Origin of the sequence: Dysgonomonas massiliensis, assembly GCF_900240225.1 — a bacterium.
GTDB lineage: Bacteria > Bacteroidota > Bacteroidia > Bacteroidales > Dysgonomonadaceae > Dysgonomonas > Dysgonomonas massiliensis.
Window position 1 is genome coordinate 116,762 of the sequence record NZ_OEPV01000005.1, and the last position, 26,165, is coordinate 142,926.

The following is a 26,165-nucleotide window of genomic DNA, read 5'->3' on the forward strand; positions in this document are numbered from 1 at the left end:
ATATTTGACAAACTATTCTAATATCTTATTTGTATACAAGGCTCTTCCGTTCGGCTTATTATTGGGTACAACAATATCCGTCACGTATAAGAACCATACGATAATTTCTTCCTTACATCGGAAGCTTATAAGCTTCGATAAACGAGATAATTTTTGAGAGTGAACAGACTGAGGCTTCTTCTTATCTTGATTTCCGAAAATGTACGGATGAGATACATTTTCAGTTTTTTTCAGCATGTTCCTATTTCTAAATATGTCTAGCTAAAGAGATCTTGACAACTACCTAGAGTTGTATCCTCTTAATTTTTCTAATGGATGACAACGACTACTTTATTAATTCCCCTATCTAATTATTAAAATTATAACTTATGTCTATTTAGCGAGTATCCGCCTTGTTTTTCGGTAAAATTAATTGGTTGGAATGAGAAATGCTAGAGATTTGATAGTTTTTTTAATAGTTTGTGTGATTTTTGTTATTTTGATAGCGATGAGTTGTCAAAATAATATTTCATAATATGGCCTGAATTTTATTGTAACAAATTTATTAAAATGTTTTAAAATTGAATTATGATTATATATTATTTTTTTTGTATATAAAACGATTTGGTGTAATGTGTTGTTTATTAGCATTATATGTATGAGTGTATTTCTTGGCTATATAAGGCTTTTCTGAGTTTGTTGAATTAAATACTGTTATTTGAGAATGTGAAATTTGTTTTTATAAAAGAAAGCAAAATGTGTTAAAATGATATGGTTAAAATAGGCATTTTAGTGTATTGTTTCTTAAATAGCTTTAATGATATGGGGTAGGCTATATGAAATGTCTATATTTTTAACAATAAATGTGATATGATGTCATGGATAAATAGCTTTACTCAAACTCTAGTATTGAAAGTAATGTTAAAAAGGAGTATATTGCGCTCTAATTCATAAACCAAATAATAAAACATGATGTTAAGGAAAATATTTTTATTACTAATTACAGCTAGCACGCTAATAGCATGTTCGGAGAAAAAAGTAGAGGAATATGTAGAACTTCAAAATCCAATATTGCCTGGCTATTTTGCAGATCCATCGTTGGTGCAGCATGACGGCAAATTTTATCTTTATGCGACAGCAGATCCATGGGGCGCAAACTTTTTATCTTGTTGGGAATCTGCCGATTTTCAGAATTGGACTTTCAATAAATTGAATTGGCCGACTAAAGAAGCTTGTTCTTCTCCACTATCGACTTCGAGTATGGTGTGGGCTCCTTCTGTTATAAAAAAAGGAGATAAATTCTATATGTATGTTTCTGTTGGATCAGAAGTGTGGTGTGGTGTTGCCGATCATCCGCTAGGTCCTTGGCAGAATATGCTAGGAGATAAACAGATGATAGAGCACGATACAACAAGATTCTATCATGCAATTGATGCTGAAATATTCATTGATGATGATCAAAGAGCTTATTTGTATTGGGGATCGGGTTGGAACTGGATCAACGGACATTGCTATGTTGCAGAGTTGAACGATGATATGTGTACATTCAAAACAGAGAAAAAAGAGGTTACTCCTACAAATTATTTTGAAGGTCCGATCATTTTGAAAGATGATTCGAAATATTATCTAACATACTCAGAAGGACGCACGATGGATGATACTTACGAAGTGCGCTATGCAGTGAGCGATTCTCCGCTCGGTCCGTTCGAAGAAGGTGTGAACAGTCCGATTTTGACTACTAATAAAGAATTGGATGTATATGGCCCTGGACATCATACGCTTTTCTCTTACGAAGGTAAAAATTATATGCTCTATCATCGTCATCGCTTGCCTTTCGAGACAGAAACAGCTTTCCGTCAACTTTGTATAAGCGAAATAAATGTTGATAGAGAAAAAAATCAGATAAATACAATCATACCTTATGGTAAACAAGTTTTCCCTAAACTGGCATCTGCAGAAAAAGAAAATATCCAATTTGAGTCTGTAAAAGCTAGCAGCGAAAGTGCAGATTACAGAAATGTAAGCAATTTGTCAGACAATAGCTACGCTACACGTTGGGAAGCATCGAAAGATGAAGCTAACCCAAGTCTGTCATTCGAGTTTGCTCCCGAAACTACTTTAGAAACACTAAGTATTCGATTTGAATATCCATGGAAAAAATATTATTTCGATGTTGAAGTTTCTACTGATGGTGAAAATTGGACACAGGTAGCTGATTATAAAGCAGAAGGTATTGAAGGATCTCCGGTTGAGGTGCCTCTAAAATCGAAAGCTACTTTTGTGAGAATTAACTTCAACGCTAATAGCGGTGTAAGTAGTGAAGAAGATGGTGAAGTAAAAAGCGAATATGTGCCATCAATCTGGGAAGTGAAATTTTTCTAATTATCAATAAGGCCCATTGCTCAAATGATTCATAAAAATAAAAAAACACCATCATTGCGATGGTGTTTTTTATTGTGAAGATAAAGGATAACCTTTAGTTCAAGTAGTGTTAAGGTTAGGATTAGTCAATTTGTCTTATAAGCATTCCTGGATAAATGTTCTTGTTAGAACCAGTGAATGAAGTAGCTGTTATCGATTGAACTTCACCAGCATTGTTTGCTGCATTCTCGGCTTGCTCAACATCTGCTGCATAACGGTTATCCCATATTTTGTTTTTATCAACTTTTATTACTGCTACACGTTTGTAAGTCACAATTCCAGTTTCAGGATCTTGTATTTTCTCTAGAACTTCATATTTATCACCACCCTCAAGGTCTTCTTTCATTCCTATATGTGCAGTGATTTCAGGATCAGTAGTAACTAGAGGAGTTTTTGTTCGGAACGCCTCGAATTTTTTCTGCAATTTAGCAATCACGTTATCTATTGCACGTACTGTGGCACGTTCTACAAGTTGATCTTCAGATGACTTAGAAAATACAGAAGACTGAATATCTGCCCAAGCTGTTTCTGATCCTACATATTTCAGATTAAAATCATCAGTATGTGCAAAGTCTGCTAAATCACTGGCATTATAATACTCTGTATAGAATTTATTCGAAGCCTCGTCGTTCCAATCCAATTGGTATAAGAAAGCAGTTGCTTTGATTACATATCCTTTTCCTGCAACAGCAGATCCTGCCTGAACTACTGTATTTGTCAGAGCAGCAGCTTTACCTCCGATGAGACCAGTTACGGCACTTGTTGTAGATGCAAGTTGTTTAGCCATATCCTCTTTACTTACGTAGTTGAAGCGGATTCCTACAATAAATGTATTGTTTATAAGATTTTCTCCGGCATCAGCCAGCATAGCTAATCCGCGAGTTGATTTATCTGCAATGTTTTTATCAAATTCAGATGCACTATACAAACCTCGTTCTTTGATCAGTTCCATGTCAAAATATGATTGAGTCTCAGGATCGTATGAACCAAGGTTATACCATCTAGCGACCATTTGGTTTGCTATTTGCTTGTCCTTGAAGTATTTTATGAACTTAGCGGGGAGCTTACTAGTGTCTGTAGTGTCTATTACACCTGCCGAAGCATTACTTGCAGTTTTCTTAGCAAATTTGCCAATACCTTTTCCAATACCTCCTTTTTTCTTTCCTTCCTGCGATTTTCCGGTGACAGCTGCTACTTCGGCATCAGTAACTTCATATCTTGCAGGATCGAATGTTCTGTATTCGCGACTTAAATTATGATCATTAAATTTTTCGGGTAGAGGAGTTTCAAAGAAAGTATTCTTAATGATTTCGGCATTGTGTCCATCCATCAAACCATGATCGTCGAGAATTATAGTATATAGAGAACTTCTCATGTATTTTTCGATACCATCTTTCTTCTCTTGCGCAAACGAGATTTGTCCTGCTATGAGTGCGAGTACAAGTATTATTCCTGATTTTTTCATAAAAGTTTTATCTAATTGTTTTCTAAGTATTTGGTGTGTTTTTTAAGTATAAGTTTCAGATATAATGTCGATTGATTGCTTTTCTAGCGTCTCCAGTATACATGAGTTGTCGAAGGTTGTTGGCCTTTGCCATAAGCTACGCCAACTTCTTTCCAAGCATTGATTCTTTGCTTTTCAAGATTTACTTCATCATTATACATCTTCATTACAAAGTTCCAGTCGTCTTTTACCTTAGCTTTAATTTCTTTATATAGTACCATTGCGTCGCCATAGCATTTTGCATCTGGATAGATGTGTGTCAAGTATTCTCCAGCCTCTTCAGCTCCATAGCTGTTTTGTTGCGAAGCCCATGCTGTGCGAGCTTTGTTCAGATAACGGTTACACATGTCATCCACATATTGTTGATAAACCTTAGAAGCAACAGCTAAAGATGCATCATAGCCTTTGCTACATTCAGGGATTGCCATCAATAGGAACATAGCTTCTTCGAAATTTTTCTGAGCGGCTAAAGACTGTGCTTTCTTGATAATATTTTGATAATTGTTGTTGTAATATTCAACAATCTTATCTTTCCCGTCAGTTAGAAACGCTTGGATATCTTTCGATTTAGGAGCTATTTTTCGGATAGCATCTATATATGCTTTTGTCTCATTTTCACCAATGCCTTTCAGGCTAAGAGTTGTAGATGAAAAGATTTTCTGACCGAAAGAATCTCCAATAAATAGAGTTAGTTCGAAATCATATACAAATGAACGTGGAGGTCCAGGTAAGATGTTTTTTCCTAGAACTGAGAATTGTGGAGAAATTACGAACTGCGCATAACCATTGCTGGCTGCTAAACCATTGTCGGCTGCAACTCTAATCAATTTGTTTGACAATTGGCTTTCGGCAGTTCGCGGCAAAGATTCATCTTGCTCAGATATGTAAACCATTAATGGAATATCACATGTGCCCGTTTGTGCAACAATACTCTTCCCCGTAAAGAGGAAGAGTATCAGCATGCTGAATATCGATAGTTGTTTCATGAATTTATTTTATAAATGTGATGAATTTATCTAAGAGAGAAATCTCTATTGTTATTTTTCACCGATTATTAGTAATGCTCTACCTAAACCTCTGTTCACAACTTTCGACTCCAGATTATAAGGAGCTGCGCGAAGGAAACGTCTTAGATCGCGAACGAAAGCATCGGTATCCATAGCCATCCCGTTTTTCTTATAGAGAGGAATACGTACTTGCTCGAATAGTATGAAGGTTTCTGTTCCGTCAGATTTGCTGAATCTGTGATTAACGGTGTTTTCTGCCATCCAATTGTCGATGATCTCTGTCAGTTCATATCCATCAAATTCGCTTTCGAGATCTACACCCGAACCATTGTCAAATACTTGAATATCTACAGTTACTTCGCGTCCATTTTCAAGTAGATCATCAAAGTGCGATTGTAGTTGTGATACGAAGTTGTCCATATTAACCAATACAGCTTCTTCTAGAAGAATTGGAACTTCTGCCGAGAAAGAGGGTGCTCCGGTACCTTGTGCTCCGGCAACTTGTTTTCCGGTATAGGCATCTAATCCACGAAGATTGTACGTGATTGATTTTTTAGGACCTGTCGAATTAATAGTCCAATCTACTTCCATAATGATATCCGATTTGGCCGTACGTCTGATCTTATCGATTGGGCTTTCTGCTAAAACAGCTCCGCTTGTTTTGCTAGTAAGTAAGCTGTTTTCGGTATTTGTGTTATTTATCGATTTTAGAGTTTGTGATAAGTCTTTTAATGGAAAACCTCTGTCAGCCATCATTATGTTCAGCTTCGAAATAACATTCATCAAATCCGAACTAGTTTGAAGCGCTATTTTATAGTGGGGGATAAGTTCAGGACTTCCTTGGTTGTCGAACATTTCCATATAGCCGTTCTTCGTACACCAAGTATCAGCCGGAACTACCATTATCGAAGGCTTTTTCGCTTGCCCAATAGCCGCCAGTGTTATTACACACAGACTGATTGTAAGGAATATTTTTTTCATGTTTTAATTAAGTTTTAGTATGTTGTCATTTATAAGTTTTTCTTTCAATTCGGCACGTAGTACACGAACTACAATACTGTATTTCTGCTGATTGTCATTTGCTTCTCCTTTTATTGAGCTTTTGCGGGTATCTTTCATCGAAACGTATTTTTTATACTCGCCGTTGTCACGAAAAAAAGCGTTGAAGTAGTCCTGATACTTTACCTCAGCGTTCACTTCCAGCATCAGAGGTCTTTTGTTACATTGCCCTGTTCCGTCGACAATACCTTTAAAAAGGATAGCATGTACAGCATTCTTCTTAGCTTGTTCCAAAGCATCAGCTTTATTTTTTCCAGTTCCCCACGCTAAAAGGGTTTCAGAACCATCTAATTCGGTTCCTAAACATTCAATTTTGGAAGTATAATACGAACTTAAGTTCTGTTTGGGGCTGCTACATGCCATCATACTCAGTGTAACAAGAAAGACACTAAGCACTTTGATAATTGATTTATTCATAATTGGTTTGTGAGTTGATGTTATATGTATACTTCGATCATATATTGTTGATCGTATATATTATTCTGATTTTAAAACAACTTTGGGTCTTATAATTCTTTTTTAGAATCCAGAAGATAGGCTTCTGATGATCCCTGCGGCTTCTAGGTCTTTGCGTAGCTGGTCTTTCGAAATCGAGATAACATAACCAACTTTGTACTCATTTTTGCCAACTTTTACAATCTCAGGTGTTGTAGATATGATAGAAGCATATTTTAGATACGTATTTTCTTTATCGAAGAATTTATCAAAGAAGTCAGCCTTGTCGTTTTGAGTCGCAGGATCTTTCACGATTGCTTTTTGCGCAGTACAGCCTTGTGCTCCAGCAAAACCTTTGAAAAGGACACCATGTACGGCATTCTTTTTTGCTTCTTCAGCAGGAATATTGGCTTTTTTACCGTATGACCATACTTTTACCATAAAAGTTCCTTCGCTACCGGTACCGGCACACTCAATATCATACTTCCATTCTTTAGTTACTTTTTTTTGTTCTTTAGCGGTAGTTGTTGTAGTGTAGATTGATGCTACAAACATGATAATTAAAATGATCGTTTGTCTCATGTGGCAATTGTATTAATTCTGTTATTTGGTTATTGTTTATGCATGAATTAATATGGCCTAATTAATAGTTTGTTATGCCATATTGTTATATAATAGGGTAAAGGTAAATGATTTTGCAACGCTGATTCTTGATCTAAATCAAGAATATAGGTTGAGGTAAAAATGAAATTGGTATATGGTGCAGTGTAATAGTATTTTAGTAGACGAGTCACTCCAGCCCCTTTTGGTCGGTTTTAGTCAGTTATTAACATAAAAGTAAAACGACTTTGCTGCACTTTTGCGAAATAGCTGAGTGGCAAAGTCGTTTTGTTTCAACTTTATATAGGTCGTTCAGGAGAATTTAATTCTATTTACCTTTGCTTAGAGCTTTGATTATGCCTTGAAGATTGTCGTTGAATTCTGACAATTGTGCCAATACCTGCCCTGACTGATTACTCTGATCAATACCTGCAAACTTATTATTTTTTCTGAAGATGTCTTTTATTTGCTCCCAACGCTCTTTTTCAGAAGGGGTAAGGATATTTGCAAGCTCTTTCAGTTTCAGTAGATTGGCTTCACTGTCAGAGGTTAGAGTCTGCGATTCACTTTCGTAATGAGTAAGGATAAGATTCTCGATCTCCTCTTTATTCATAAGCGGAACAATTTGTCCGGCCACTTTATTCATATCGCGGTACGATCCTTGTAGTTTGAATGCCGGTTCGGTACGATACGCGTCTTGCATAGCTGCGCTGGTAATATAGTTCTGGTTCACTTTCAGAATGATATTCCTAACAGCTAGGCAATTTTTGATTACGGCTGCAAAGTTATCAATATCTTGCTGTATATGATTTCCTTCTAGCTCAGGCATTACTTCGCTGTTCGATTCTATGAATTCAACAAGGTTGTAGAAATCTTTGAAACTCTTACTTGCAATCTTCTGTATAAATGGATTCTCAACAATTGCATTTTCAAGCATACTGAGTTTGAACAATGTATCGGATCCGCCAATAACGTCTCCCAGATTATACACATCTGCACGATTGGCTAACATGTCTGGAATCTGGAATTTTTCACCACTTTCGGTGTACGGGTTTCCTGCCATGATGATACAAAAACGCTTGCCGCGTAAATCGTAAGTTCTGCTTTCGCCTTCGAATACACCTTCTATTTTACGTTGCCCATCGGCCAAAGAGATGAATTTCTGTAGGAACTCTGAACTGCAATGTTGTATGTCATCCAGATAAAGCATGACATTATCAGCCATCTCAAACGATAAGTTTATCTTTTTCAGTTCCTCTCTAGCTCCCGATGTTTTTGCTTCGTTCGGATCAATTGATGTGATGGAATGACCAATAGTCGGTCCATTGATTTTTACAAAAGTAAGTCCCATCACATTTGCCAGATATTCCATCAATGTGGTTTTACCATATCCCGGAGGCGAAATCAATAGCAACATACCCATGCGTGCAGTTCGCTTATTATCACCAGCAACGCCTAGTTGTTTGGCCATATTAAATCCGATTAATGGTAAATAAGTTTCATTAATCAATTTGTTACGAACAAACGAAGTCAATACTTTCGGTTTAAATTCGTCTAGTCGTAACGATTTCTTGTATGATTGTATAAGATTCTCTTTGAGTGAAGTGAAGTTATTGAAAGCAGGAACTACTCCGCTGGTAAACTTAGCCAGCTTCTTCATGAAAGCATGATAGTCTATCTCGTATAGATTATTTTCTATAATAGGGTGGCTACCTCTCAAATCCTGAGTCGAGAATCGGTCAGGACTTCTACGCAATAGATAATCATTTTCTTTCAGCAGAAGAATACATGCTGTTTCACCTATATACTTTCTGTACTTCTCATTTTCTTTCGAGATATCGATAAACGATGATAGCCAGTTCCGTACAAGGAAGTATCTTTCGACCACGCCGAAGTATTCGTCTTCCAGGTCGGCATTGAAGTCTTCAGTCAGTTTTTGTTCTTTCAGGTAGAATAAGAATTTATCTTCAAGCTCTTTTGCTTGCTGACTCATTGTAAATGCCGACGAATCTGCAAACTCGGTAAACAGATACATGGCAACTTCTTGTACCATATTGGATGAGGCGTTGAAATAGGTATTCCATTTTAAGAATCTCTCGCGAATTTGTCCCAGAACATATTCGTAGTTGCGCGATGTCGGGAAAGCTTTCAATACGTTATTAGCTGATTCTATCATGCCTTTCAGTACAACACGGTCGCTTGCATCCATCTTGTACCAATAGAGTTGTGCTACAGTTCTTACTCCCGGTCTGAAAGCCAATACTCCCAGCTCTTTATTTATTTCGACTAACTTCTCGTAAATGCAGATTGCGTCAAAATCGTGTACACCTTTCATGTACGATTCTGAATAGCTCTGCTCAACTTTCTTGGTTATAAATTCTTTCAGATTGAAATCTTTCGATTTCAGATGTTCTTCGTAAGCCAGATAGGCCAAATATTCAGATCTGTATACGTATTTGTTTTCCGAAACAATTTCTTGTTCCCAGATATCTTTATATTTTATCAGATCGTCATTCTTCATCTCGTGATAGAACCCAGTTCCGGTCAAATGATAGAATAACTTATCATCACGACGAACGACAGTTAGGTCAAGAAGCTGCTTGTTGACTGCAAATTTATAATTGCCAAGTGCGATAATATTTTCTCCATCAACAAATAATTCGGTCTTATCTTTCAGAATGCGCAAGGCTTCTTCTAGGGATGTTTTCAGACTGTTTAGTAAGTTTTCGGATTTCGATACATCACCAAGCTCTTTCAGTGATTCGGCTAGGCTTCGTACCTTATCAACCATTAGGTCGGTGGTATAAAATGACTGAATTTCTTCTTTTGTTTTGAATGATTTAGCCTTACTTTCGATATTCTTCAATACGCGAAGTCCGATCTGTTCTAGTGATGAAGTTCGTCTGTTTATCTGTTCGATCAGCTGATTTTTTTTGCTGTCAAAAGCTTTTACAATCTCATTTCTCTTATCGGAAATAATGAGAATGAAATCGTCGAAATCGGCAAATTTGCTTTCAATTTCTTCGAGTTGTACGCTTGCTTTTGTGAAATATTCGTCACACTTAGTAGGGCTGGTAGCTAGTTCCAGATAATTGACAATGCTTTGTTCAAGTAATGTCAATTGAGCTTTGAATTCAGCTATGGCTTCGTTATTCTTTAACGAATCTGTCTTTTTCTTGAGTTGGGCACGAACCTCGTTGAGCGAAGCAAAAATCAGAGAGATTTTCTCAATTATTTTCGTTGTATGCGTCGCGTCTTCTATCTTCAGACTATTCAGAATATCGATCAATAGCTCCAATTCGGAAGATATTGCCTTGCAATTATCTTCAATTTTATTGGCATCAACAACTTTCAGAACATTGCTTACTTCTTTCTTTTGTTCCGAAACTTTAGCTTCGTATGGCAGTAGAGCTTCATCTTTCAGGAGAAACTGTATAGTGGCATCAGACAACTTACTATTGATACTCGAAAGTGTTTCTTTGAGTTCGTCTATCTTAGCTATATTGATGTATTTCTCATTAACTAGCTCGATAACCTCTCCTTGCAATTTTCGAACATCAGCAAGCATCTTGACAAGCTGCTCCAAAGTATTGAATTTTGCATTCTTGGTAGCAATGAGAATACTGTCAACTCTTTTTTCTGCATTTTCCAATAGATCGGCAGAATGCTTTTTCTGCGCCTTTACTTTTTCGAACTCGTCGATGGCCGTATTTGCAACTTCTTTTATCTGAGCCAAAGGTTCCGATAAAGCATAAGTTTCGGGGTCGGATATCCAAAAATAAGCATCAAGCACATCATTTGCTTTCTTCATGATATCCTCGTAAAGCCTTTCGTAAGTATCTTCTTTGTTGATCAGAAGAATAACTTCATGGCTTTCGGCCATTGCTTTTACGATGTCTTTATTCCCGATTTTGTATAGTACATTATCTTTTTTCTCGTAATTCTCTTTTAGCCTTAATGAATATGGCGTCTGCCAAATCTGAATCTGATGATGGCGGGTTGCTTCGCCCTGTGCATCGGTGCGGAAGAAGATCAATGTGCCATCTGGAAATAATGTGAAGCCATTACAAATAATAGGAGTTTCTACACTTTGTTTGATAATGTTGTAAGACATCATCAGATATACATTCGTCTTTGGCTGATAGAATATATACATGAAATCCTCGCCATTCGGGGAGATGATTTTTCGGAAGAAACTGAATCCATTGACTTCACTGTCGAATGTCTTATAATCTCCGTTTTGTAAATAATAGCCATTCGAGAAAATTACACCCTGATTATCCGGTAAAAGAATTCCGTTGTTGTTCAAGGCTTTTATGTTGTGTACTTCTTTTGTCCTTGTATTGAATACAAAGGCTCTGAAATCTTCTTGATAGGGTTTTATCTTGATCAATATAAGATTTCCTAGATCAGCATAGTAATATTCGGCATCGTCTAACTGTTGATCTTTATTTTCAACAATCTCCGAATAGATTCCTTTACCCGTCTGTGTGTTATCCTCTACTTTGAAGGTTATATCGCCATTCACGGCTTCGATGAATACCTTGTTGAGGATAGATATATGCGGATGAACTCCCAATCGGCGATCTTCGAGTGTAGTCTTTTGCCACTTGAATTCGTATTGCGGAGCCTCAACAATTTCGTGAATACTTCTGTCGTCTTGGTAAACGAGTTGATTTCCTCTAATCAGCCATTTAAATGCCTTCAGCTCGCCGGTTTTTATGCTGGTACGAAATACCAGATATAGATAATTCTCTGTTTTGCGGAATCTGGCAAATTCGGCCTCTCTGTAGTATTTATAGAGATTCTGAAAATCAGTCATAAACGAATCGTCATCTAACAAATCGAGCGACTGAGGTATGAATTGATTGTTCTCGAACTGATAGATGCTGAATACATCACTCAGTTTTATATCGGTGCGCAGTCCGAAATGTACATTATATCCGAAAATACAGATATTGCCCAAAGCTAGAATACCTCTAGGAACGCAATTGTTTTCGGTAGTTATGCGCTGATTGGCAACAAGGCTTAAATCAGCCGAGGTGAAAACACTTTTCCGGGCTTCGTTCAGCGAGTTTAGTCGGCTGACGAGCTCTTCTTTTTGTGTTTGCAGGCGTTTTCTGATAATCTCGTAAGTTCCTGCTTCGAGTATTTCGGCTGGTTTTGTTTCTTTCGACATAGTTTGCTGTTTTTATCTTACAAGTTGGAACTTGTTTATTACTTCTTAACTCCAGCTGCAATTTGCTGTTCGAGAGGTAATAGCTGCAAAATAGTTATGTGATCAGTTGAGCCACACTCTGCCTCCTACTCATGGGGTACTTGGTAGAGTAGGAGATAGGTGTTGCTATGTATAATATTGATGGGTTTATTTCAGTTTTTTGTTTGACAAGCCCATCGATTTGGCCATGTTTAGTAAGTCAGACAAAAATCCTCTGTCTTCGTCGCTATCAACATTAGCCTGCATCTTCATGATCAATGCTGCGATACTTAGGTTTTTTACATCTTCGGTCGAGATTCCCGTACGATTCGCATAGTAGCGGATTCTTTCGAGCAAGTCGCCTTCCGATTGTCCGTCGCCTAGTAAAGCATTTTTTATCTGAGTAACATTTTCGCTTTCATTCACTAGGCGGTCAAAGCCTTTGGCATTCGATATTTGTTTGATAATATTTTCAAAGAACATTGTTTCACCACCCACGATGTCAATCTTAGCTTGTTTAAGCGCATCCGATAATACCTGAGCTTGTGATGCTGCAATATCTTTTTGGATATTGATCTGAGCAAGTTCCACGTCTTTCGCTTTTTGTAGAGAAAGTTTAAATTCTTCGTGATCTTTACCAACACCGTCAAGTTTCTTCATGGCAGCAGCTTTTTCTTCGATACCAGTTGCTTCGGCCAATGCTTTCTCCTTAGTAACTTCAGCTTCCATCAATCCTTCTTTACGTTTAGCTTCCGCTTTAGCTTCAATTCCTGTAGCTTCGGCCAACGATGTTTTCTCGATGATACTTGCTTCACCAACGGCAGATGCCAGTGCTTTTTCTTTAGTAACTTCGGCTTGAACAAGACCTTCTTTTTTCTGAGCTTCAGCTTTCACTTCAATGCCAATAGCTTCAGCTTTCGCTTTCTTCTCGATAACCAATGCCTCAGCTACACCTTGTTTTTCCAAAGCTTCGGCTTTAGCCTTGATGACTTCTGCTTCGGCAAGACCGTAAGTTGCATCTTCACGAGCTTTAGCATCAGCTAATATCTTACGAGCTTCGGCCTGTTTGGCAGATGCTTCTTTTTGTGCTTCAGCATCTATCAATAGCTCTTTTGCTTGTTGTTCGGCAGCCATTTTACTAGCTTCGGCACTCTTCACAGTTTGGATTAACTTTTGTTCTGCAGCCAATTGCGCTTCGGTCAATCCTACCTGTTTCAAACGTTCAACAGTTCTAAGTTCTTCGATGTCTTTCTTGTTTTGTTCTTCTTCAACAACACCTTTTTCCAGTTGGACTCTTTCGCGGATAACATCCTGAATATTCTTGTTCTCGATTTCGATAACACGTGTTTTTTCGATTTGTGCAAGAGTTACGATACGTTCACGTTCGGTTTGTTCCAGAGCTCTGTCTTTTTCTACGCGTTCAGTTTCTACAGCATCAGTGCGTTGCTTGTTCTTTTCGGCAATGATTATTTGGCGAAGTTTATTTTCTTCTTGAACAGCCAAACTTTCTTCGGTGCTGATGCGTACTGTTTCGGCTTTTAATCTTTCTTGTTCTCTTACAGTCTCTATTTCAGCTTGCTCTCTTGATTTTACATTTTCTATTTCGCGTCTTTGTTTTTCTTCTTTCTCCGCAAGCTGTCTTTCCAATTCGAGAATTGCCTCGCGAGCTTCAACATTTTGCTTTTTTATCACCTTTTCTTCTTCGCGGCGGATCAGGTTTGCTTTGATATTCTGCGCAGCAGTCAGGTCAGTAATCTTTCGGATACCTTCCGAGTCTAGAATGTTTTGAGCGCTAAGGAATTGTACTTCTGTTTGTTCTAGATAGTCAATAGCACAGTCGTCCAATACATAGCCATTCAAGTCGGTTCCGATGATGTTTATAATTTCATCGCGGAATTCACGGCGAGCCTCGTATAGTTCAATAAAATCGAACTTCTTACCTACGGTTTTCAACGCTTCCGAGAATTTTGCTTCGAATATATCTTTCAATGTCGAGATATCGCTGGCTCTCTCGGTTCCTATCGATTGTGCTACGTTCACAACATCATTTACCGATTTATTTACTCGAACGAAAAATGCTACTTTGATATCCGCACGGATGTTGTCTTTACAGATCAAACCATCGTGCTGCATCCTTTCGATTTGTACTTTCTTCAGCGATATATCCATGATTTCCATTTTGTGGAAAACCGGAACTACATACATTCCTTTGTTGAAAGCTACTTTTGTGCCGCCAACGCCGGTGCGGACAATTGTCTTTCCTTGGGGGATTTTCTTGTAAAATGAGGCCAAAACTGCAAAAAAGGCCAAGATGCCGATGACTACGGCAGCTACTACGATTAAGATTACATCCATTGTGTTAGTTAAGTTTTTATAGTTGTTAATGTTTAGATATTTCTTAGGCTGATTTCTTTGCTGACGAGATAAACTTTTCGGTCGGGAGTCTCGTCTGCTATGATTATATAATCTCCGTATTTCAATTCTTCTCCATCTATGCTTCTCACGTTGAGCCGGATCGGGTTCTTATCAACAACAAATTCGGCTGTTCCTACTTTGTCTTTGGCTATAGTAGATGTCATCTTACCCGAACGACCAAGAAAGTCTATCTCTTCTTCACCACGATATCCTATTTTGTCGAAAAATTTAGCCATAGGCGCTGTTGTTAGTTTGGTTAAGAAAATACTGACTATTGCCAGTGGTATAAGAATAAGAGCCGATAGGCTTCCAAGGAATTCTATATTGATTACACCGGTAATTATCAATGATCCAATCCATATAATCAGCATAAATACCGTGACGACTAGCATAAACGGAACTCGACCTATATTTAGAAAACTTAGAAACTCGGATACTGCACTTGGTGATCCTATATCTGCATCAATATCCGCGTCCACATCTACATCTCCGCCTATATCAATAGCATCCATATCCATGCCTCCCAGAAGTGTGAAAATCCAGAATATTGTGAGTATTGCAACTATAACGGTCATTATGCCATTAGGCAATGGATGCATCAGGTTGTATATAAAGTCTTGCATAGTATAAGTATCGAGTGTGAAATAAGTCAAAATAATTGAAATAGCATAGGTTTAAGCCCTAAAATGTCAGATCATACCCAGTTTACGTTTGATTTCGTCGAGTTCACTATTAACGTTAGCTGTATCGGTTCCAAGCACTTTATTGATCTCGTCGTCCACGTTCTTTGTCTCATTGGCAATTTGCCCATAAGCTTTTGCTAAAGCCTCTTCTTCTTCAACTTTCTCTTTCATGCGTTCAAGCATACTGATTGTACTATTGCTGTCTATTTGAGCTAGTTGTTTGTTGACTTCTTTAGTAGCTTTGCTTACTTTGACGCGAGATTTCAGCGTTCTTAGCTCATTTTCCCATTTAGTGATGTTGAAACGAAGAATTTCTACATTCTTGTGAATTTCATCAGCTGAATTTTCGTGTGTAAGTTGTTCTGTAGCTAGAGTGTTAGCTTCGTTCAATAGGTTCTCTCTCAGAGTAATAGCTTCTTTTGCAAGTTTTTCGGCCTGCTCTAGTGTGATCTCTTCCTTCTGAGCTTTAGTCATTAACTGTATAGCCTTGGTTTCATAATCTTTGGCTGCGGCTTCTTTCTTGTTTTTTTCGTTTTTTGTACGGATTGCAGCAGCTTTGATTTGTGCCAATGCTTCTAATGCCTTGTCCAGATCTTCGCGCATTTCGCGTATGCCTTGTTCTGTCATGCGGATTGGATCTTCCATTCTATCTACTGCCGAATGCATTTCGGCTTGTCCGATTCTGATTAATCTTTTAAAAATATTCATAGTGTTATTTTTTAGAGAATTCGATAATTTGTTCGTAATATTCGCTTAGTAATAAGCTTAGAGAGTTTAGTGCGCCTTCAAATTCGTTAATGTCCAGATTTTCGATTTGCATTGTGTAGCGGAAGATCACTTTCTTCCCTTCTTCGTCTAGTACAAATGCACCGTGTATCATGTCTCTGTTCTTCTTCAGAAGCGATTTCAGAACTTCATTGTCATCATTTCGTAGCTCAAAAATGAATTGTTCTATGATTACGATCGGCGGAGCGATCCCGATAATGAGGTTCTTGATGCCATCTTCTTCGTTTTCGATGCAGAAAATGCCTTGCTTTTCATTCTGATACGAAACCTGGTACCCTAGTTTCGAAATGTATGATTCTATTTTTCTGAAGTACATCATTTGTGTGTTTTTATTCAGGTTAGAAAATCAGTTTTCTGTTTTATTAAATTGAGTTTATCGTTTGGATTTGTGAAATTTTAAAAGTATGTTTGCTAATATTTTTAGCAATGTAGAAATAATATTTTAAATCTGCAAATATTTTTAGCAATATTTTATGTCTGTGATAGGAAAAAATATAAAAAAGATTAGAAACGTCAAAGGGCTTAGTCAGCAAGCTTTTGCCGATTTATTTCAGCTAACGCGTGGAAACATATCTTCGTATGAGGAATTACGAGCAGAGCCAAAGATTGAAGTGCTTATTAAGATTGCTAATTATTTTGGCATTCCGTTAACCGATTTTGTTGAAAAAGATTTGTCGGTTAATGAGCTTTTACATTATAATACCCGTTTGGTTTTCGATACTGAAAGACTAAAAGTTGGTCAGCAGATGGTAAATATACCTTTTGTACCTGCTATATATATTGGAGACTTGGTTCAGAAATATGAAGATAATGATTTTCTGTCCAGTCTGCCAAGTATTACTGTCCCATCCAATTCGCGACTAAAACTTTTAGCAATAGAGATTGATAATCCCGAATCTTTGCCGGCAGGTTTAGATCTTCGTAGTGGTGATGTCGTGATTTTAGAAAATGTGGTTGAAGAGAATTATCATCGCATAGATGGTAAATTTGGAATGATGATCAATCGTGAGGCTTTGAAATTTGGAGTTTTCAGAGAAACAGATGCTAAAATCTATTTGTCTCTTAATGAAATGGTGAAATATCCTTTCGATTTTAATTCTGCAACACAGTACTGGTTTTTAAAGGCTACTTATAAACAAGATCTGTAATATGCTACTTCGTTTTATTAAGAAATATTTTGGCTTATTGGAGGCTTATTGATTCTTGGATATTCTCTTTATGGACTTAGTATCAGTAGTTAACGTTCTGCTGTTAAAGCTGGATCTGTATCACTGATTTGGTTTGCTGCATATTACTTTCGGGTATAAATTTTAACTCTTATTTCATAATTTAATCTGTATACATATATTTTTTGCTATTATAGTTGAATGTTCAACTATTATTATTACTTTTGCAGAAAAATAAAGAATATGGTCAAAGATTTTGTTCAGGCTATACTTCAGACCCAATCTTCTTACCGGCAAGCTATCCATCGAAAAATACGAGAACATAATATTGATGTAACATTCGAGATGTTGCATGTAATGCGTTGTTTGGCTACCGAAGGAAAAGTGAATCAGCAGGAGTTGGCGTATAAGACTTATAAAGATAAATCGAGTTTGTCGTATTTGATTAAGAATTTGGAGAAACGAGGTTTGGTCTGTCGTGAAGAAGATGTACACGATAAGCGTAATAAATTAGTTGCATTTACGCACGAAGGTGAAAAGCTATACGAGCATATACATGGATTAGTTGAAGAAGTGTATAGTAAGATAGAACAAGATGTGAATCGTGATCACATGGCTAAGTGTATAGCTTATTTAGAAGAGTTTAATAAATCGATAAAAGAAGGTTAAGTGAAGAGAGTAATAATAGGAATTGTTTTGTCAATGTTTATTGCACTGCATGCACAAGAGCAAGGTTATCGTTTGTCGATAGATGAACTTTTTGCTAAGAGCATGGAGCATAGTGTACGTATTCGTAGTGCCGAGATGAGAACTCAGATAGCTACAGATAGAACAGCGTTGGCTAAAAATAAACAATTGCCAGATGTTGGATTCAGTGGCTCTTTTGGATATGCAGGAACACCAGTAGTATTAAATACCGATCTGTCGTTTATGCAAAGAGTCGATAATCCGGATTGGAAGCAAAATTATCAGATAAATGTATCGCAACCCCTTTACACAGGAGGTCAAATTAAAGGAAATATTGAGAAAGAGAAATTGGAGCAAAAAATAGCAGATCTTTCTCTGCTAAGGGATAAGTCGGAATTAAAGCTTTTTTTAGTAGGTCAATATCTCGATTTATTCAATAGTTATAAGCAACTTGAGGTTTATAAGGAAAATATCGAGCAAGCAAAAGTTCGTCTGCATGATATTGAGCAAATGAAAAGTCAGGGTATGCTGACTAATAATGATGTATTGCGTACTAAATTGTTAATTACAAATTATGAATTGGCCTACAAAACTGTAGTAAATAATATTAAACTGATATCGCAGCAGTTGGCTATAGTAATGGGTATGGATGAAGAAACAATTTATCGACCCGATGAGGCTTTTTTACTTCAACAACTTGAGGTCGAAACAGAGTCTGATTATGTCTTGAATGCTTATGGAAATTATCCCGATTTGCAGATTGCAGAAGTCAATGTTCAAAAAGCTCAGACTGATGTGAAACTAGCCAAAGCAAGCCTTTATCCAAAGCTGTCATTACAGCTAGGGAATGCTTTTGCTCGTCCTATACCAAACTCATCTCCAGCTCAAGACTTTTATGTCAATTCGTGGGGCATATCACTCAATCTGTCTTATAATATTTCGGCCTGGTTCGATAAGAAACACAATGTTGGAATGTCGAAACGGCAAGTTTACATGCAAGAGTTGGTTCGCGAAGAACAGAAACAGACAATTCGTACATCGGTGCGAAGTGCTTACGTAAAACATAAAGAAGCTCTGGACCGAATTGAAGCAAACGAGGAATCTCTGATTCAAGCGAAAGAAAATTATAGGATTGTCAACAATAAGTACTTCAATCAATTGGCTATTCTAACCGATTTGCTAGATGCAAATGCGGTATTATTAGATACTGAGTTGCAGATGATAAATGCTCAGACAAATGCTATTTATACATATTATCAATTACAAAAGGTCAGCGGACGATTATAATGGAAGATAAGAATAGAACAGAAAATATGAAAGAAAAGCAGTTTGTGAAAGAATCATATCACAAATTGAGAAAGAAGCGTATGCGAAACATAATTCTTAATGTGATAACTATCATTCTTGCAGTGATAGCTATTATATGGGTAGGGAATTTATTCTATCGCTATTATCGTTACGAGATAACAAATGATGCCACTGTTGAACAATATATTACCCCAATCAATGTTCGTGTTTCGGGATATATTAAAGAAATTCGTTTTACTGAACACCAGTTTGTAAATGCCGGAGATACGCTATTGATCTTGGATGATAGAGAATTTCGAATCAAAGAGAAGGATGCCGAGGCTGCATTGCTGGATGCCGAGAATTCATTGTCAGTTTTAGGTGCGAGTATAAATACAACAGCAGCCAATGTTGCTGTATCGAAGGCTAATATTGAAGAAGCTAAAGCCAGATTATGGCGTGCCGAGCAAGATTTGAAGCGTTATAAGAATTTATTGGATTCAGAATCCGTATCACAGCAGCAATACGATCAGGTGAAAGCTGATTATGAGGCTCAGAAAGCTCACTACGAAGCATTGGTCAACCAGAAAGAGTCATTGAAATCTACATCACAGGAAACTAGTCAGCGCCAAAAAAATGCTCAGGCAAATATTATGCGCCGTGAGGCTGATTTGGACATGGCAAAGTTAAACTTGTCGTATACGGTAATAATAGCTCCTTACAATGGTTATGTCGGTCGTCGTACATTAGAAGCAGGACAATATGTACAAGCAGGGCAGACAATAACCAATCTGATAAAAAATGAGAATAAATGGGTAGTTGCAAACTTTAAAGAAACACAAATCTCCAATATATATATTGGGCAATCAGTTCATCTGAAGATTGATGCCATAAAAGGCAAAGTATTCGAAGGGCAGGTATCAGCTATTTCGGAAGCCACCGGGGCTAAATATTCGATGTTACCAACGGATAACTCGGCCGGAAACTTCGTGAAAATACAACAACGTATTCCGGTACGTATCGAATTTGTAGATGCAACGAAAGAAGATATGGAACTGTTGCGTGCCGGTATGATGGTTGTAGTAGAAGCTACAAAATAGGATAAAGCAAGAATATGAAGAATTATAATCCGCTAACGATAAAAAATAACTTTAGAAGCTGGGTACCTGTCTGGCTTCAATTGACAGTTGCGTTTATAATTCTAATACCCGTGCTATTGGTTAATGGGGCATATGTGGGTAGTAATGTTGATATTGCAGGCTCGTTGGGCGTTTTGTCCGAAGATATCAATATGGCATATTATATTTCCTCGGCTGGAATGGCTATCTCTCATATTGCGATTCCTAAGATCAAACCTATTGCAACTGCTAAAACTATTATTCTTTTAGCTTTGTTTGCGCAAGTAGTGCTCAGCTATATCTGTGCCCGCACATCAATGATGGAAATCATCATTATTTGCAGTTTTTGGATTGGCTGTTTCAAAGGCTTGTCAATGATAGAGGTCATCGGTATGCTGATGCCTTATCTAGCACCAAGTGGTACACGAAATCAGTTTTATGCAGTTTTCTATCCAATCGTTTTGTGTGTTGGGCAATTGTCTCTCGTTATTACAGCCGAACTTGCTTATCAGTATCAATGGCAGCATATGTATTATTTTATGATTGTATTGCTGTTATTCGCTATGCTTGCTGTTGTGGTTTGTATGGCATACGCAAGGCGTTTGATACGTATTCCTTATAAAGAACTAGATTGGCTGAGCTTATTTCTCGTTTCTATTTGTGTAACTAGTATACTTTATGTTACTACATATGGCAAGGTAGAAGATTGGTTTAATTCGAAATATATAATAGGAGCTACATTTCTTATTCCGATTACCGGGTGGCTTTTTATTCGACGACAATTGATAGATACGGGTAAGCCTCCTGCTTTGGATCTGAGTGTGCTTAAGCATCGGAATGCTGTGACTGTGTATATTACATCATTTGTGATGATGTTTTACGTTTCATTCAGTCTTCTTGTGTCTGCTTATGTTCAGAATATATTGCATCTGACATCAGCTTTAGCCAATGAGTTGTATTTGTGGATGATTCCAGGGATTGTGTTTGGGGGACTATTAGCATATTATTTTTATGTGAAAGCTGTGCGTATGGCATGGTATATTCTCTTGGGATTCTTGTGTTTTACGATAGCTATCGGAATTTTGTATTTCAAAGTCGATCCGATGGGTAGGTATGAAGATTTATATTTACCTATGTTTCTGCGTGGAGCAGGAATGTTGCTTTTATTTGTTGCTTTGGCCATATATGGTATACAAGGTCTGGAAAGAAAAGAAATGTTGAGTAATGCTTTTTTTATGATTAGTACGCGTTCGGTTCTAGCTCCTGCCGTTGGTAGCTCTATATTGACCAATTGGCTGTATAGATCTCAGCAAAGTAATATAACCAATCTAATTCAGAATGTTGATTTTCAGAACGAAGTAGCAGTTTCGAGATTTAATTCATCTTTGCATACAGCTCTGGCTCAAGGTTGGAGTATAGAGGATGCAAATCGCATAGCTTCTAATACTATTTATCAAACTGTTCAATCGCAAGCTACGCTTGTCAGTGTAAAAATGATTTTAGGCTGGCTCCTAATAGGTGGTATTGCATTACTTATTTTTATCGTATTATACTTCTTCCACTTCAATGCTGTCCGTTGGATAAGTACGGATAGTGATATGACTACTTGATTCTTTATATATATCAATATTCATTTAATCAAGTAGTGTATTAATGAATAATTTAGATTTGCTTCAGGTAGACAGCCTTCTTGAATCCTGTTTATTGTAGCTTGTAAGGTGTTGGTACTCAGTGTTTATTTTGCTTTTTGCAAAAAGGAAACATTGATTTTGCGCAAAAAAAACACCAGCAAAAAAAGAGTCAATATTTTTGCTTTCGTAAGTAAACGATAATCTTAATTAACACATTCGTTTTTTACACGAACATACAAACAACATAATATTAGGTAAATACAAACTTTATAAAATATAGATAGAATTTTATCTGTCAATGTCTAATATCGACAAATATAAAGTCAAGTAATTTTACATTAATACATTAATAACAATACACAAAAAAAACTACGATATCCATAACAACGATACTAATAACTTTTGAAAAGTATGAAGCGAATAATACATAATTTGTTTATTGTTTTTCTGTTTTCGATGTTGGCGCATACAGCCAATGCCCAAGATAGTGTATTTGGTACTCCCGAATTGAAACAACCTAATTTTGCATTGAAAACAAACTTGTTGTACGATGCTACCTCAACTATAAATTTGGGTGCAGAAATTCGTCTGGACAAAAAGAAGACACTAACTCTTCCTTTTAATTTCAATCCTTGGACTTTTTCGGAAGGTAAAAAGCTAAAGCATATTGCTGCACAGCCTGAATTGCGTTTTTGGACTTGTGAAGCTTTTAATGGTTTCTATTGGGGAATTCATCTTCATGGAGGTCAGTTTAATGTTGGAGGACTTAAACTCCCTTTTAATATGTTCCCAACTCTGGAGCATCGTCGTTATGAAGGCTATTTCTATGGTGGTGGTCTAGGATTAGGATATCAATGGATCTTGAATAATCGCTGGAATCTTGAACTTGGAATGGGTGTTGGATATGCGCGTATACATTATGATAAATTCAAATGTGGACATTGTGGAGAGAAAATAAAAGATGATGTCCGGAACTATTGGGGACCAGACAGAATTGCTATTTCGTTAATATATGTTATACGCTAAAAATATAAATGATGAGACTTCTAAATATAACGTTAGTGTTTTTTATTGCTGTTCTTTCGCTAAAAGGACAGTCTGAAACTCCTGAAAAAAAGCTAGAACTGAAGGATGTAAACATTGCTTTGATTGATTCTATGTTTACAACAGAAGCAAAATTGGATTTCCTTTCATCTAAATTTCCTTCAGAAGCAATGATGGTCTTGACTCCTCGCTTGGAATCGACAAAAACAGGAGACTCATATACGTTTGACGACCAAATTTATGTTGGACGCAATCGAGCTAAAGTACTTAGCCGCTCTGATATGTTGACTGGTCAAAAAACAGAAAATGTAACAGTAGTTAGAAATAAAGAGAACCTGAATTCAGCATTCCTACGTATCGCAGTACCATTCGAAAGTTGGATGAACAAGTCTCGCTTGGTATTAGTTGAGCAGTCTACTGGTTGTGCGAGCTGCGATTTGGGTACAAATGAGCATATTGTGGAAATACCTACATTAGTCCCTTACTATCCTAATTATTCTTTGGCTTATGTAGTCCCTGAAGCAGAGGCTGTAAAAGAGCGTTCGCGTGAGTATTCTGCTAAATTGAACTTTATTGTAGCTAGATATGAAATAGTACCATCGTTAGGGAATAATGCTATAATACTGAATGAAGTACAAGAAGTGATTAATGAAGTTAAGAATGATAAAGATCTTACGATCAGTAAAATTTCGATGACAGGATATGCTTCGCCTGAAGGTAATGAAGCTAGCAATATGAAACTGTCAGAAAATCGCGCGAAATCATTTGCCAATCACTTACGCAAACTGTACAATTTCGATGGAAACCTATTCTCCTTAGATTGGAAAGGAGAAGACTGGAATGGGTTGAGAAAAGTAGTTGAGGCATCCGGTCTTACACACAAAAAACAAGTACTGGATATTTTAGATAATTCAAGTTCTGTTGCCGATAGAAAACGCAGACTAAAGGCTTTGGAAGGCGGTACTGTGTATAAAGAATTATTAGCAGATTACTATCCTGATCTTCGTCGTAATGAAATGGTTGTACATTTCGTAGTTAAACCATTTGATATAGAAGAGGCTAAAGAGATAATAAAGACACGACCTCAATACTTGAGCTTGAATGAAATGTATTTGTTAGCAAATAGTTATCCTAAGGATAGCAAAGAATTTAAAGAAGTATTTGACATCGCTTCAAGACTTTATCCAGATGATCAGACAGCAAATCTGAATGCTGCAACCGCAGAATTAGAGAATGGATCGATTGATAAAGCTATAGAAAAGCTATCGGGCGTAGATGTGCCTGAAGCCTGGAATAATCTGGCTGTAGCATATGCTAAAAAAGGAGACTTTGCTAAGGCATATGAACTGATGCAGAAAGCTGCGAAAGCAGGTGTTGAAAATGCTAATAATAATATAGCAGAATTAGAAAAAGCACGAGAAAACTAATAGAACTATCATATAGTACATTAACATAATTTTTAGACAATAGTAAACTTTTTAAAACAACATGAGTATGAAAAAACTTTTCTTATCAAGTGTTATCGCATTAGGCTTAGTTGCTTGTAGCGATAGTAATGAGTCTATCGACAATGGTGGCGGTACCCAAGCAGGGAATACGTATACCAGCGTTGAGGTTACATTAGGTAAAGGCTTGAGAGCAGCTTCTCAGAATGACAATCCAGGTACTGCTGCAGAACAAAAATTGAATGCATTGTTAGTCCTTTCGTCTAAAGCAGATCAAAACTTTACATATGCTGCAGCTCCAGCTGATCCATTGAATGCTGATGGCCAATTCTGGACTGTAAACGACAAGTACACAACATCTGCTTGGAAAACTACTTCAGGTTCACAATTCTTAGCTCTACTTTTTAACCAAAATGGTATAGCTGCTGGTACAGCCACAAATACTAAATCTCATCTGTATGAAGGTTGGTCAACAGCGTTGACTGCTACAGAAAGTCTGACTATGACATCAAAAGCAATTGCTGTTAATGTTAAGCCAAATATTTCTAAAGAAACTGCTACAAATGGAACTACTGAAGCTGATAACGTATTCGACGGAGTAGAAGTCGAAAGAGTCGTAGCAAAAGGAATTGTACGTCTTGCTGATAACGTAGACTATGATATCAAAGACGAAAAAGACCAGTCAGTGATAGCTGGTAAAATTTCGGATGTAACATTTGCTGCTGTAAATGGCGCTAAGAAAACTTACCTATATCGTGATAACGCAGGTGAAAGAACAATGCAAACTGCTGATCCTAATAAATATCTAGGATTTACTTCGGCAATTGATGCACTTGGTCCAATCAAAGATGCAGTTGCTGCTGATGCTGCAGGTTTAGTGCGTTTGGGAACTCCTGGTATCCCTGCAGAGTTGTCTACAGCTAAAGCTGTTAATGCTGCAGGAGCAGCAGTTGATGCAGAAAGCACTAATGCTTTCTATTTCCTAGAGAACTCGGGTAACCTTGATGGTGATAAAATGAAATCGGAAGGTTATTATCGTTTTGCATATGCAAAAGTTTATGCAGTTTTCACTCCAACAAGCTTATTAGAAGCGAATAAGGATGTTCCAGCTAGATTAGTAGAAGAAACTGGTACTGGTAAATTTTACAAGCCTAATGCAGAAGGTGGTTACGAAGTTTCTACAGATCCTGCAGATGAAGGTAGAAAAGAAGGATATCTGGTATGGCAATTGACGAAAAAAGAAAATATAGCTACAGGAACAACTTTCTATAAAGGAGAAAAAGATGGTATTCTATATGCAAGTTTAGATGCTGCAATATCTAGTGAATATGCTCCTAACCAATCTGCATACAAATATACAGATGGAAAATGTGGTTATCGTACACTATGGAATCGCCAAACTGCTGATGCAAATGCAGAAAGTGTTGTAAATGCTGATGTGCGTCGTAACAATACATACTTGTTGACTATCTCTAAATTCGCGAAATTAGGTTTCCCTTGGGACGAGTCTGATCCAGAAGATCCAAACCTTCCAAAACCAGATCCGGAAGATCCTAATCATCCAGATCCAGAAGATCCAACAGATCCACACATCGAACCTCAAGAAACTTACATGAGAGTAGTAGCTGAAGTTCTAGAATGGAATTTGGTTATTCGTGAAGATGTTGACTTACACTAATTAATCTATATTACTCAATCAAA

Annotated in this window: 20 protein-coding genes; 9 read left to right on the forward strand and 11 right to left on the reverse strand. The window is 37.1% G+C overall.

Going from position 1 to position 26,165, the window contains the following annotated elements; translation table 11 throughout:
• Positions 1-12: 12 nt before the first annotated feature.
• The gene (locus tag C1A06_RS06540; protein ID WP_101689446.1) at positions 13-237 is read right to left on the reverse strand and encodes a hypothetical protein; all 225 of its coding nucleotides are present in this window, start codon (positions 235-237) and stop codon (positions 13-15) included.
• Between the two features lie 711 nt (positions 238-948).
• On the opposite strand from C1A06_RS06540, the gene C1A06_RS06545 reads away from it, so the two are divergent.
• Positions 949-2,361, forward strand: a complete 1,413-nt coding sequence (locus C1A06_RS06545; protein ID WP_101689447.1) for a family 43 glycosylhydrolase — start codon at positions 949-951, stop codon at positions 2,359-2,361.
• A gap of 121 nt (positions 2,362-2,482) precedes the next feature.
• Here C1A06_RS06545 and C1A06_RS06550 read toward each other — a convergent pair whose 3' ends face one another.
• The 10 genes from C1A06_RS06550 to C1A06_RS06595 form a co-directional block, all read right to left on the reverse strand.
• Positions 2,483-3,865, reverse strand: coding sequence for a hypothetical protein (locus C1A06_RS06550; RefSeq protein WP_101689448.1), 1,383 nt, complete (start codon positions 3,863-3,865; stop codon positions 2,483-2,485).
• A gap of 83 nt (positions 3,866-3,948) precedes the next feature.
• Positions 3,949-4,890: a hypothetical protein gene (locus C1A06_RS06555; RefSeq protein WP_101689449.1), complete on the reverse strand. Its 942-nt coding sequence runs from the start codon at positions 4,888-4,890 to the stop codon at positions 3,949-3,951.
• A 51-nt stretch (positions 4,891-4,941) separates the two neighbouring features.
• Positions 4,942-5,892 (reverse strand): DUF6175 family protein, encoded by a 951-nt coding sequence (locus tag C1A06_RS06560; RefSeq protein WP_101689450.1) that lies wholly within the window; start codon positions 5,890-5,892, stop codon positions 4,942-4,944.
• A 3-nt stretch (positions 5,893-5,895) separates the two neighbouring features.
• The gene (locus C1A06_RS06565; RefSeq protein WP_101689451.1) at positions 5,896-6,387 is read right to left on the reverse strand and encodes a hypothetical protein; all 492 of its coding nucleotides are present in this window, start codon (positions 6,385-6,387) and stop codon (positions 5,896-5,898) included.
• A gap of 102 nt (positions 6,388-6,489) precedes the next feature.
• Positions 6,490-6,987, reverse strand: coding sequence for a hypothetical protein (locus tag C1A06_RS06570; RefSeq protein WP_145996355.1), 498 nt, complete (start codon positions 6,985-6,987; stop codon positions 6,490-6,492).
• A gap of 346 nt (positions 6,988-7,333) precedes the next feature.
• Positions 7,334-12,184, reverse strand: a complete 4,851-nt coding sequence (locus C1A06_RS06575; protein ID WP_101689453.1) for a DNA repair ATPase — start codon at positions 12,182-12,184, stop codon at positions 7,334-7,336.
• 186 nt (positions 12,185-12,370) lie between these two features.
• The gene (locus C1A06_RS06580; RefSeq protein WP_101689454.1) at positions 12,371-14,557 is read right to left on the reverse strand and encodes a flotillin; all 2,187 of its coding nucleotides are present in this window, start codon (positions 14,555-14,557) and stop codon (positions 12,371-12,373) included.
• A gap of 32 nt (positions 14,558-14,589) precedes the next feature.
• On the reverse strand, positions 14,590-15,240 hold the full coding sequence (locus C1A06_RS06585; RefSeq protein WP_101689455.1) for an OB-fold-containig protein: 651 nt from the start codon (positions 15,238-15,240) through the stop codon (positions 14,590-14,592).
• 66 nt (positions 15,241-15,306) lie between these two features.
• Complete coding sequence (locus C1A06_RS06590; RefSeq protein WP_101689456.1) at positions 15,307-16,008, reverse strand: PspA/IM30 family protein; 702 nt, start codon at positions 16,006-16,008, stop codon at positions 15,307-15,309.
• Between the two features lie 4 nt (positions 16,009-16,012).
• On the reverse strand, positions 16,013-16,405 hold the full coding sequence (locus C1A06_RS06595) for a YbjN domain-containing protein (protein ID WP_221405679.1): 393 nt from the start codon (positions 16,403-16,405) through the stop codon (positions 16,013-16,015).
• Positions 16,406-16,559: 154 nt separating this feature from the next.
• Between C1A06_RS06595 and C1A06_RS06600 the strand changes: the two genes are divergently transcribed.
• The 8 genes from C1A06_RS06600 to C1A06_RS06635 all read left to right on the forward strand — a co-directional run bounded on the left by C1A06_RS06600 (position 16,560) and on the right by C1A06_RS06635 (position 26,142).
• On the forward strand, positions 16,560-17,234 hold the full coding sequence (locus tag C1A06_RS06600) for a helix-turn-helix domain-containing protein (RefSeq protein ID WP_101689458.1): 675 nt from the start codon (positions 16,560-16,562) through the stop codon (positions 17,232-17,234).
• A gap of 261 nt (positions 17,235-17,495) precedes the next feature.
• On the forward strand, positions 17,496-17,921 hold the full coding sequence (locus C1A06_RS06605) for a MarR family winged helix-turn-helix transcriptional regulator (RefSeq protein ID WP_159461387.1): 426 nt from the start codon (positions 17,496-17,498) through the stop codon (positions 17,919-17,921).
• Complete coding sequence (locus C1A06_RS06610) at positions 17,922-19,226, forward strand: TolC family protein (RefSeq protein WP_245872017.1); 1,305 nt, start codon at positions 17,922-17,924, stop codon at positions 19,224-19,226.
• The gene (locus tag C1A06_RS06615; RefSeq protein WP_370738363.1) at positions 19,226-20,326 is read left to right on the forward strand and encodes an HlyD family secretion protein; all 1,101 of its coding nucleotides are present in this window, start codon (positions 19,226-19,228) and stop codon (positions 20,324-20,326) included. Before C1A06_RS06610 ends, C1A06_RS06615 begins: the two co-directional genes overlap by 1 nt.
• A gap of 14 nt (positions 20,327-20,340) precedes the next feature.
• A complete protein-coding gene (locus C1A06_RS06620; protein ID WP_101689461.1) occupies positions 20,341-21,954 on the forward strand; it encodes an MFS transporter in 1,614 nt (537 codons plus the stop codon).
• A 432-nt stretch (positions 21,955-22,386) separates the two neighbouring features.
• A complete protein-coding gene (locus C1A06_RS06625) occupies positions 22,387-23,001 on the forward strand; it encodes a DUF3575 domain-containing protein (RefSeq protein WP_101689462.1) in 615 nt (204 codons plus the stop codon).
• An 8-nt stretch (positions 23,002-23,009) separates the two neighbouring features.
• Positions 23,010-24,446, forward strand: a complete 1,437-nt coding sequence (locus C1A06_RS06630; protein WP_101689463.1) for a tetratricopeptide repeat protein — start codon at positions 23,010-23,012, stop codon at positions 24,444-24,446.
• Between the two features lie 67 nt (positions 24,447-24,513).
• On the forward strand, positions 24,514-26,142 hold the full coding sequence (locus C1A06_RS06635) for an Mfa1 family fimbria major subunit (RefSeq protein WP_185116824.1): 1,629 nt from the start codon (positions 24,514-24,516) through the stop codon (positions 26,140-26,142).
• Positions 26,143-26,165 lie beyond the last annotated feature (23 nt).

Excerpts from the sequence above, each read along its gene's own strand:
- C1A06_RS06545 (WP_101689447.1), top strand. The coding sequence starts at position 949 with ATGATGTTAAGGAAAATATTTTTATTACTAATTACAGCTAGCACGCTA.
- C1A06_RS06595 (WP_221405679.1), bottom strand. The coding sequence starts at position 16,405 with ATGATGTACTTCAGAAAAATAGAATCATACATTTCGAAACTAGGGTAC.
- C1A06_RS06550 (WP_101689448.1), bottom strand. The coding sequence starts at position 3,865 with ATGAAAAAATCAGGAATAATACTTGTACTCGCACTCATAGCAGGACAA.
- C1A06_RS06540 (WP_101689446.1), bottom strand. The coding sequence starts at position 237 with ATGCTGAAAAAAACTGAAAATGTATCTCATCCGTACATTTTCGGAAAT.
- C1A06_RS06590 (WP_101689456.1), bottom strand. The coding sequence starts at position 16,008 with ATGAATATTTTTAAAAGATTAATCAGAATCGGACAAGCCGAAATGCAT.
- C1A06_RS06580 (WP_101689454.1), bottom strand. The coding sequence starts at position 14,557 with ATGGATGTAATCTTAATCGTAGTAGCTGCCGTAGTCATCGGCATCTTG.
- C1A06_RS06615 (WP_370738363.1), top strand. The coding sequence starts at position 19,226 with ATGGAAGATAAGAATAGAACAGAAAATATGAAAGAAAAGCAGTTTGTG.
- C1A06_RS06625 (WP_101689462.1), top strand. The coding sequence starts at position 22,387 with ATGAAGCGAATAATACATAATTTGTTTATTGTTTTTCTGTTTTCGATG.
- C1A06_RS06620 (WP_101689461.1), top strand. The coding sequence starts at position 20,341 with ATGAAGAATTATAATCCGCTAACGATAAAAAATAACTTTAGAAGCTGG.
- C1A06_RS06630 (WP_101689463.1), top strand. The coding sequence starts at position 23,010 with ATGATGAGACTTCTAAATATAACGTTAGTGTTTTTTATTGCTGTTCTT.
- C1A06_RS06575 (WP_101689453.1), bottom strand. The coding sequence starts at position 12,184 with ATGTCGAAAGAAACAAAACCAGCCGAAATACTCGAAGCAGGAACTTAC.
- C1A06_RS06585 (WP_101689455.1), bottom strand. The coding sequence starts at position 15,240 with ATGCAAGACTTTATATACAACCTGATGCATCCATTGCCTAATGGCATA.
- C1A06_RS06555 (WP_101689449.1), bottom strand. The coding sequence starts at position 4,890 with ATGAAACAACTATCGATATTCAGCATGCTGATACTCTTCCTCTTTACG.
- C1A06_RS06570 (WP_145996355.1), bottom strand. The coding sequence starts at position 6,987 with ATGAGACAAACGATCATTTTAATTATCATGTTTGTAGCATCAATCTAC.
- C1A06_RS06600 (WP_101689458.1), top strand. The coding sequence starts at position 16,560 with ATGTCTGTGATAGGAAAAAATATAAAAAAGATTAGAAACGTCAAAGGG.
- C1A06_RS06560 (WP_101689450.1), bottom strand. The coding sequence starts at position 5,892 with ATGAAAAAAATATTCCTTACAATCAGTCTGTGTGTAATAACACTGGCG.
- C1A06_RS06565 (WP_101689451.1), bottom strand. The coding sequence starts at position 6,387 with ATGAATAAATCAATTATCAAAGTGCTTAGTGTCTTTCTTGTTACACTG.
- C1A06_RS06605 (WP_159461387.1), top strand. The coding sequence starts at position 17,496 with ATGGTCAAAGATTTTGTTCAGGCTATACTTCAGACCCAATCTTCTTAC.
- C1A06_RS06635 (WP_185116824.1), top strand. The coding sequence starts at position 24,514 with ATGAAAAAACTTTTCTTATCAAGTGTTATCGCATTAGGCTTAGTTGCT.